The sequence below is a fragment of the Roseospira goensis genome (assembly GCF_014197795.1).
GTDB lineage: Bacteria > Pseudomonadota > Alphaproteobacteria > Rhodospirillales > Rhodospirillaceae > Rhodospira > Rhodospira goensis.
This window is the reverse complement of sequence record NZ_JACIGI010000038.1, coordinates 22,912-30,064: the sequence shown is the minus strand read 5'-3', so window position 1 is coordinate 30,064 and position 7,153 is coordinate 22,912. Positions and strand designations below refer to the sequence as shown.

Sequence of the window (7,153 nt, the reverse complement as noted above, 5' to 3'; positions counted from 1 at the left end):
TCGGTTATAAACCGAATTCGCACCGGGCTGGGGGCATGCCCCCAGCCCGGTGCAAGCGCGGCTCACCCAGTCTCACATCTGCCTGGACCTACACACATCATCGGCGCCGGCGCCGGTGCCGGCGCGGGTCTTCTCGACCCAGCCGCCGCGCTCGGTCTGCTGCCAGTAGTGCAGCGCATGGCCGCCAGCGCGGGCCGCGCGCCAGCGGTCTCGGGCGGCGCCGACGGCGGCTGCGTCGCGGCCATCGAACAGGTCGAGCACCCGGTCCCACTGACCCGGGTCGGCCACCGTCATGCCCTCGGTCAGCACCGCCAGGGTGGCGCCGTTGGGCCGTTCCTCGTGGTCGCTGAGCCAGATCGGCTGGTGTTCCGCGAAGCCGTCGTCGCGGCAGCCGTGCGGCAGCCAGGCGTTGGCGTCGAAGGTCCACAGCAACCCGTTGAGCGCGCGCACGCGGTCGAACGAGCCCGCCAGCACCAGCACACGCGCCCCCGACTGGTAGGCGCGGGTCAGCAGCCGCGGCAGCGCCCGCTCCAGCGGCCAAAGCTCCAGGTGGTAGAAGTCGACGCGGGCCATGGGGGTGGGGCGACGTGGGGCGGGGCGGGGCGGGGCAGGGTGAGGCAGAGTGCGGACGACGGCGGCGGGGGCGCCGCGGGCACAGGGACGGCCCCGCCGCCGGCCCGCCGGGATCGCGGGCGGCCGCGGGGCCGGAGGCCGAGCGCGCGGACGTGATGCCTCAGCTCAGTTTGAGGGCCAGGAACGACATCGAGCCGTTGCGCTGCACCAGCAGCAGCACGGAGCTGCGGCCGCTGTCGCGGGCGGCGTCGAGGGCGGCGCGCACCTCGGCCGGGGTGCCGACCGGTTCCTGGTTGACCTCGACGATGACGTGGCCGGGGCGCAGACCCTTCGCGGCGGCGTCGCTGTCGGCGTTGACGTCGGTGATGACCACGCCCCCCGTGTCCTCGGGCAGATCGAACTCGCTCGCCAGGTCGGGGGTCAGCGGCCGGATGGTCAGACCCAGCACGTCGGCGGTCCCGGTGTTGCCGTTGCTGCGGCCGCCGTTGCCGGGACCGTTGGTCTCGGCCGCCAGCAGGCCCTGGTCCTCGGCCGCCTCCAACTCGCCCAGTTCGACGTCGAAGGTCTGGGCCTCGCCGTTGCGCCACACCTTGACCGGCACGCTGGCGCCGACCGCGGTTTCCGCGACGATGCGCGGCAACTCGCGCATCTCCGCGATGTCGCGGTCGTTGAAGCGCAGGATCACGTCGCCGGCGCGCAGACCGGCTTCCTTGGCCGGGCCACCGTCGTTGACCGAGGCCACCAGGGCGCCGGACGCGTCGTCGAGGCCGAGGCTCTCCGCAATCTCCGGCGTCACGGTCTGGATGCGCACGCCGAGCCAGCCGCGGCGGGTGCGGCCGTACTCCTTCAGGTCGCTGATGACCTGCTTGGCGAGGTTGGCGGGGACCGCGAAGCCGATGCCGACGCTGCCGCCGGAGGGGCTGAAGATGGCCGTGTTGATGCCGATGACCTGCCCGTCCAGGTTGAGCAGAGGGCCGCCGGAGTTGCCGCGGTTGATCGAGGCGTCGGTCTGAATGAAGTTGTCGTAGGGCCCGGCGTTGATGTTGCGCGCCCGCGCCGAGATGATGCCGGCGGTCACGGAGCCGCCGAGGCCGAACGGGTTGCCGATGGCGACCACCCAGTCGCCGACGCGGGATGCATCGGAATCGCCCCACGGCACCGCCGGCAGGGCACGGTCCGGCTCGACCTTCAGCAGCGCGATGTCGGTCTTCGGATCGCGGCCGACGATCTCCGCCTTCAGCGCGGTGTCGTCGCTGAGGGTGACTGTCACCTCGTCGGCGTCGGCGATGACGTGGGTGTTGGTGACGATGTAGCCCGACTCCTCAATGATGAAGCCGGAGCCCAGCGAGGTGGCGCGGCGCGGGCCGGGCATCGGGGGGCCACCGTGGCGGTCGAAGAACTCGTCGAAGAAGTCGCGGAACGGCGACCCTTCCGGAAAGTTCGGGACCGACGGCCCGCGCTCCGGATCCACGGTCTGCGTGGTCGAGATGTTGACGACAGACGGCAGCAGGCGCTCCGCCATGTCGGCGAAGCTCTCCGGGGCGGGGCGGGACTGCGCCGGCGCCGCGGCCGCCGTCAGCAGCACGGCCGCGGTCACCAGCACGGTGACGAGCCAGGCCATGGCCTGGCGGGCCCGCGCCTCCGCGGGAACGGCGCGGGCGACGGACGGGGCGTTGGAACGACGAGACACGAGGGAGACCTCCCGGTCAGACATAGGGGGACACGGTTCGCAGGACCCGAGCGGCCCGGTCCGGTGGGGCCGGCGTCGGCCCGAGGGCCGGTCGCGACGCCGCACCCGGTTCCCGGGGATGTAGGCCGCGCCAGGGTCCCGATCAAGCAACGACGCCCAAGCAGCGGCGCCGCCGCCGGGGCCGGCCGGGCCCGTCGACGGTCCTGTACGACACGCGGGAAATGCGGCGAATTGAGGGTGTTCCGGTGAACTCGCGGTAACGGTCCGGTCATGGGCCGCGCGGTCCGCGCCTTCACGCTTCCAACCGCCCGCGATCCGGTCTACTGTCTCGGCCCGAAGCGAGAGGGATCCTCAGGCGAGCACGACCATGTCGATCGGCACCAGATTGTTCAGCCGTTTGAGCGGCCGCCGGGTGGGCGCGGACCGCTTTGGCAACGTTTATTTCGAGGAGCGCCGACCGCCCCAGGGGCGCCGTCCCAAGCGGTGGGTCATCTTCAAGGGGGCGGCGGAACCCTCCAAGGTCCCGCCGGAGTGGCATGCGTGGCTGCACCACACCGTGGCCGCCCCGCTGTCCACACTGGAGCGGCCGTGGGTCAAGGAGCACGTGCCCAACCTGTCCGGCACCCCCGGCGCCTATGTGCCGACCGGCGACGAGCGCCGCGGGGGCCAGCGCCAGCCGGCCAGCGGCGACTACGAGGCCTGGACCCCCGGCACCTGACCGGGTCACCTGACCCGGGCGACCGCCGCAAGCGCCTGCCGCGACCGCCACCAGGGAGGCCCGCGTGAGCACCGAGACACGGCGCGAAATGACCGTCGGGGCGGCCGTGCTAACGGCCGCCGTCCTGGTCTTCGCCTACAGTTCGTCCGGCATCGGCGACCGCACCGCCGGGTCGGTGCTGAGCGACGGCGCCTACGAGCTGTCGGCGCGATTCGGCCAGGTCGACGGCATCGGGCCGGGCACCGAGGTGCGCATCGCCGGCATGCCGGTGGGCCAGGTTGTGGCCATGCATCTGGATCCCTACTACCGGGCGGTCCTCACCCTGCGGGTCGCCGGGACCGTGGCGCTGCCGGAGGATTCGGCGGCCCTGATCCAGACCGACGGCCTGCTGGGCGGCAAGTACGTGGAACTGGAGCCGGGCGGCGCCCTGGATACGCTGGCGCCGGGTGACAGCCTCGACTACACCCAGGACTCGGTCATCATCGAGGACCTGCTGGGCAAGATCGTGGCCCGGGCCAAGGAACAGCGCGGCCTGGACCCGACCGAGTCGGTGGGGTACTGACGTCCGGGGCCGCCCCCGGCGGCCGACCGACCGCAGCACGGCCCAGAGAACGGCCCCAAACAGGCCCCAGAGAACGGCCCCAAACAGGCCAGAGACGAACAGGCCAGAGAAAGGAAGGACCGAGCCGCCATGACCCGCAATCCCCTGGAGACCATCATGGGGGCGCTGGTTCTGCTGGTCGCCGCCGTCTTCCTGGTCTTCGCCTACACCACCGCCGACCTGCGCCAGGTCAAGGGCTATCCGGTGAGTGCCCATTTCATGAAGGTGGGCGGCCTGTCGGTGGGCGGCGACGTGCGCCTGGCCGGAATCCAGGTCGGCTCCGTGACGGGCCAGACGCTGGATCCGGAGACCTTCGAGGCGGTGGTGACGATGAACGTGCTGGAGGACGTGCGGCTGCCGCGCGATACCCGCGCCGTCATCACCAGCGACGGGCTGCTCGGCGGCAGCTACGTCAAGCTGATCCCGGGCAGCGCCGAGGACACGCTGGCGCCGGGCGATACCCTGGAGCGCACCGAGGACTACCAGTCGCTGGAGGATCTGGTGGGCGAGATCATCTTCCTCGCCACCCAGCCGGCCGGCGCGGGCGGAGACTGAGCCATGGCCGGGCGGCCCGCCGCATCGCGGCTGGCGGCGGTCCTGATCGCGGGACTGGTCGCGGGTCTTGGGGGGAGTCTCGCCGGCGCGCGCCCGGCGGCGGCCCAGGAGGGACCGGGCCAGGGCGGGACGGCCGGCCTGCCCTTCGGCGGGGCCGAGCGGCTGGTGTTCGAGGCCCCGGCGGGGTGGACGGCGGTGCAGCGCGACGAGCGCGACGCCCTGCGCGTGCTGCACCTGATTCCGGAGGACCAGGACCCGGCGGCGTGGCGCGACATGATCGCCGTGCAGGTGCTCAAGACGCCCCAGCCGCCGCCGCTCGGGGCGCTGCATGACCGGGCCGCCGCCGGCTACGAAGCCGACTGCGAGCGCAGCCTCGGCGGCGGCCTCCAGAGCGGCGAGACCAACGGCTACGAGACCGGGTTCTGGACCCTGGGGTGCAGCCGCAATACCCGCAGCGGGCTGGGGGAGACCGCGTTCTTCAAGGCCATGCGCGGCCTGGAGGGGATCTACATCGTGCAGCGGGCGTGGCGCACCGAGCCCTTCGACCCGACCGCCGGCCCGGGGATCGCGCCGGATCAGCAGCGCGCCGCCATCGCCCTGTTGCAGCAGGCGACCGTCTGTATCCCGGACAGCCGCGCCCACCCCTGCCCGTGACGCGGCACCCCGTGCCTTGACCCGCGGGCGCCGCCGGCCTACCCAGGACCGGCACCGACCTTCCCCGCTCCCGGCACGGCCGCACCGCAGCGATGGCGACCCTCAGACTCCAGCGTGACCTCCCGTTCCCCCGCCCGGCGGTCTACGACGTCATCGCCGACGTCGCCCGCTATCCCGACTTCATGCCCGGCTTCAAGGCCGTGCGCACCGAGGGCTGGGACGACGACCGGCTGCTGGTGCGCCAGACCGTGGGCGCCGGCGGCCTCACCACCACCTTCCTGTCGCGCGCCCGCTTCACCCCGCCCCAGGGCATCGACATCGTGTCGCACGAACGCCCGTTCGAGGTGCTGCACCAGACCTGGGGCTTCGCCGAGGCCGCCCACGGGCGCACCCGCGTGACCCTGGAGGCCGAGTACGCCATGGCCGACCGCGTCGCCGGGGCCGTGTTCAACCGCGTCTTCCCGGCCCTGTTGCGCAGCGGCCTCAACGCCGTCGGCCGGCGGGTGGCGACGCTGCACGGGCGCCCGGGACGGCGCGGCGGCGGACGCGGGACCGGTCGGGCGCCTTGACACCGGGACCGGCGCGGGCTGGAGTCGCCCGCGCGACACCGTCAGGATCGCTTGACGCGAGACAGTGGGGATGACGTGAAACCAGACGCGCACACATCCGACCCAGGCCCCGGGACCGTCGTGGCCCCGGCAGCGGAGGAGCATCCGCAGGACCCGCGCCGTATCCGCGCCATGTTCGACGCGGTGGCACCGCGCTACGACCTCATGAACGACATCATGAGCTTCGGCATTCATCGCCGCTGGAAGCGCCGGCTGCGCCGCATGGCCGGTAAGCCCTTTGGGCGCGGCCTGGCGCTGGATCTCGCCGGGGGCACCGGCGACATCGCCGACGAACTGTCGGACGGCGGCTGGGCCGTGGTGGTGTGCGACGCCTCCGAGGGCATGATGGCCACCGGGCGCGACCGCAACGCCGGGCCGCGCGTCCGCTGGGTCGGCGGCGACGCCGAGCGGCTGCCGTTCCCCGACGGCACCTTCGACCTCGTCACCCTGGGCTTCGGTCTGCGCAACTTCCGCGACCGCGACGCCGCGCTGGCCGAGATCGTCCGCGTGCTGGCGCCGGAGGGGCGGTTCCTGTGCCTGGAGTTCTCGACGCCGGCGCGTCCGATCCGGGGCCTCTACCGGTCCTACTCGCGGCGCATGATCCCGCGCCTGGGGGCGGCGGTGGCGGGCAAGCCCGAGGCCTATCGGTATCTCATCGACTCGATCGCCGACTTTCCCGATCAGAGGACGCTCGTCGGATGGTTTCAGCAGGCGGGACTGACCGACGTGCGCTACCGCAACCTGATGTTCGGGATCGCGGCCATCCATGGCGGCCGGCGCCCGGCGGCACATCCGTGAGCCGTCCGCCCGAGCCGCCGCCGCCGGGACCTCATCGCCCCGCCGGCGCCGATGGTGCGCGCCCGTCGTGGCCGGTGGTCGCCTGGCACGCCATCCGGCCGCGCACCCTGCCGCTGTCGGTATCGCCGGTGATCGCCGGCACCGCGCTGGCCTGGGCCGAGACCGGCGCGGCGCGGGCCGACGTGGCCGGCGCCGCGGCGCTGTCGGCGCTGGCCATCCAGGTCGGCACCAACCTGCACAACGATGCCGCCGACACCCTCAACAAGACCGACGGCCGCGACCGCCTGGGGCCGGTGCGGGTGAGCGAGCGCGGCTGGATGACGCCGCGCCAGGTGCTGGCCGCCGCCCATGCCGCCTTCGGGCTGGCGGTGCTGTGCGGCCTGTGGCTGGTGATCGTGGGTGGCTGGCCGATCCTGGTGATCGGCGTGCTGTCGGTGCTGGCCGGCTATGCCTACTCGGCCGGGCCGCGCCCGATCGCGCGCGGCCCGTTCGGCGAACTGCTGGTGATCCTGTTCTTCGGCGTCGTCGCCGTGGGCGGCGTCGTGTGGCTGCACACGGGAACGGTGGGGCCGTCGGCGCTGCTGCTGGGGCTGGTGGTCGGGCTGCCGGCGGCGGCCGTGCTGCTGGTCAACAACACCCGGGACCGCGAGAGCGACGCTCGCGCGGGGCGCTGCACCCTGGCGATCCGGCTCGGGCGGACGCGCGCCACCGCGGTCTACGGCGGGCTGCTGGTGGCGGCGCTGGCCGGGCTGCTGGCGCTGGCGCTGTGGGACCCCGCGGTGCGCGGGGTGGCCCTCGGCCTGGTCTGCGCCCCGCTGGCGTGGCGGGCGTGGCGTGCCTTCCGTGACGCCGGAGACGGGGCCGCCTTCAACGCCTGCCTGGCCCGGACCGGGGGCCTTCAGGTCGCGCTCGTGGTCACGGGCGCGGTCGGGCTGGTGGTGCTGTGAGGCACGACG

At 73.4% G+C, this 7,153-nt stretch carries 9 protein-coding genes; 7 read left to right on the top strand and 2 right to left on the bottom strand.

The features are described 5' to 3' along the window. Positions 1 to 72 precede the first annotated feature (72 nt). Positions 73 to 573, bottom strand: coding sequence for a DNA polymerase III subunit chi (locus GGD88_RS16020; protein ID WP_184437294.1), 501 nt, complete (start codon positions 571 to 573; stop codon positions 73 to 75). A gap of 160 nt (positions 574 to 733) precedes the next feature. Then, positions 734 to 2,287 (bottom strand): DegQ family serine endoprotease, encoded by a 1,554-nt coding sequence (locus tag GGD88_RS16015; RefSeq protein WP_425502606.1) that lies wholly within the window; start codon positions 2,285 to 2,287, stop codon positions 734 to 736. A gap of 343 nt (positions 2,288 to 2,630) precedes the next feature. Between GGD88_RS16015 and GGD88_RS16010 the strand changes: the two genes are divergently transcribed. From GGD88_RS16010 to menA, 7 genes are all read left to right on the top strand, one after another. Next, a complete protein-coding gene (locus tag GGD88_RS16010; RefSeq protein WP_184437292.1) occupies positions 2,631 to 2,981 on the top strand; it encodes an NADH:ubiquinone oxidoreductase subunit NDUFA12 in 351 nt (116 codons plus the stop codon). A gap of 64 nt (positions 2,982 to 3,045) precedes the next feature. After that, positions 3,046 to 3,543 carry an outer membrane lipid asymmetry maintenance protein MlaD gene (gene mlaD, locus GGD88_RS16005; RefSeq protein WP_343056400.1) on the top strand — a complete coding sequence of 166 codons (498 nt, stop codon included), beginning with the start codon at positions 3,046 to 3,048 and terminating at the stop codon, positions 3,541 to 3,543. Between the two features lie 129 nt (positions 3,544 to 3,672). Continuing rightward, complete coding sequence (gene mlaD / locus GGD88_RS16000) at positions 3,673 to 4,137, top strand: outer membrane lipid asymmetry maintenance protein MlaD (protein ID WP_184437290.1); 465 nt, start codon at positions 3,673 to 3,675, stop codon at positions 4,135 to 4,137. A 3-nt stretch (positions 4,138 to 4,140) separates the two neighbouring features. Beyond that, positions 4,141 to 4,791: a hypothetical protein gene (locus GGD88_RS15995; RefSeq protein ID WP_184437288.1), complete on the top strand. Its 651-nt coding sequence runs from the start codon at positions 4,141 to 4,143 to the stop codon at positions 4,789 to 4,791. Between the two features lie 92 nt (positions 4,792 to 4,883). Continuing rightward, entirely contained in the window at positions 4,884 to 5,360 is a 477-nt protein-coding gene (locus GGD88_RS15990) for a type II toxin-antitoxin system RatA family toxin (protein WP_184437286.1), read from the top strand. 120 nt (positions 5,361 to 5,480) lie between these two features. Then, on the top strand, positions 5,481 to 6,197 hold the full coding sequence (locus GGD88_RS15985; RefSeq protein ID WP_343056399.1) for a class I SAM-dependent methyltransferase: 717 nt from the start codon (positions 5,481 to 5,483) through the stop codon (positions 6,195 to 6,197). Then, positions 6,194 to 7,144, top strand: coding sequence for a 1,4-dihydroxy-2-naphthoate octaprenyltransferase (gene menA / locus GGD88_RS15980; RefSeq protein ID WP_343056398.1), 951 nt, complete (start codon positions 6,194 to 6,196; stop codon positions 7,142 to 7,144). Before GGD88_RS15985 ends, menA begins: the two co-directional genes overlap by 4 nt. Positions 7,145 to 7,153: the final 9 nt, after the last annotated feature.

Excerpts from the sequence above, each read along its gene's own strand:
- GGD88_RS15995 (WP_184437288.1), top strand. The coding sequence starts at position 4,141 with ATGGCCGGGCGGCCCGCCGCATCGCGGCTGGCGGCGGTCCTGATCGCG.
- mlaD (WP_184437290.1), top strand. The coding sequence starts at position 3,673 with ATGACCCGCAATCCCCTGGAGACCATCATGGGGGCGCTGGTTCTGCTG.
- GGD88_RS16015 (WP_425502606.1), bottom strand. The coding sequence starts at position 2,287 with ATGTCTGACCGGGAGGTCTCCCTCGTGTCTCGTCGTTCCAACGCCCCG.
- GGD88_RS15990 (WP_184437286.1), top strand. The coding sequence starts at position 4,884 with ATGGCGACCCTCAGACTCCAGCGTGACCTCCCGTTCCCCCGCCCGGCG.
- GGD88_RS16010 (WP_184437292.1), top strand. The coding sequence starts at position 2,631 with ATGTCGATCGGCACCAGATTGTTCAGCCGTTTGAGCGGCCGCCGGGTG.
- GGD88_RS16020 (WP_184437294.1), bottom strand. The coding sequence starts at position 573 with ATGGCCCGCGTCGACTTCTACCACCTGGAGCTTTGGCCGCTGGAGCGG.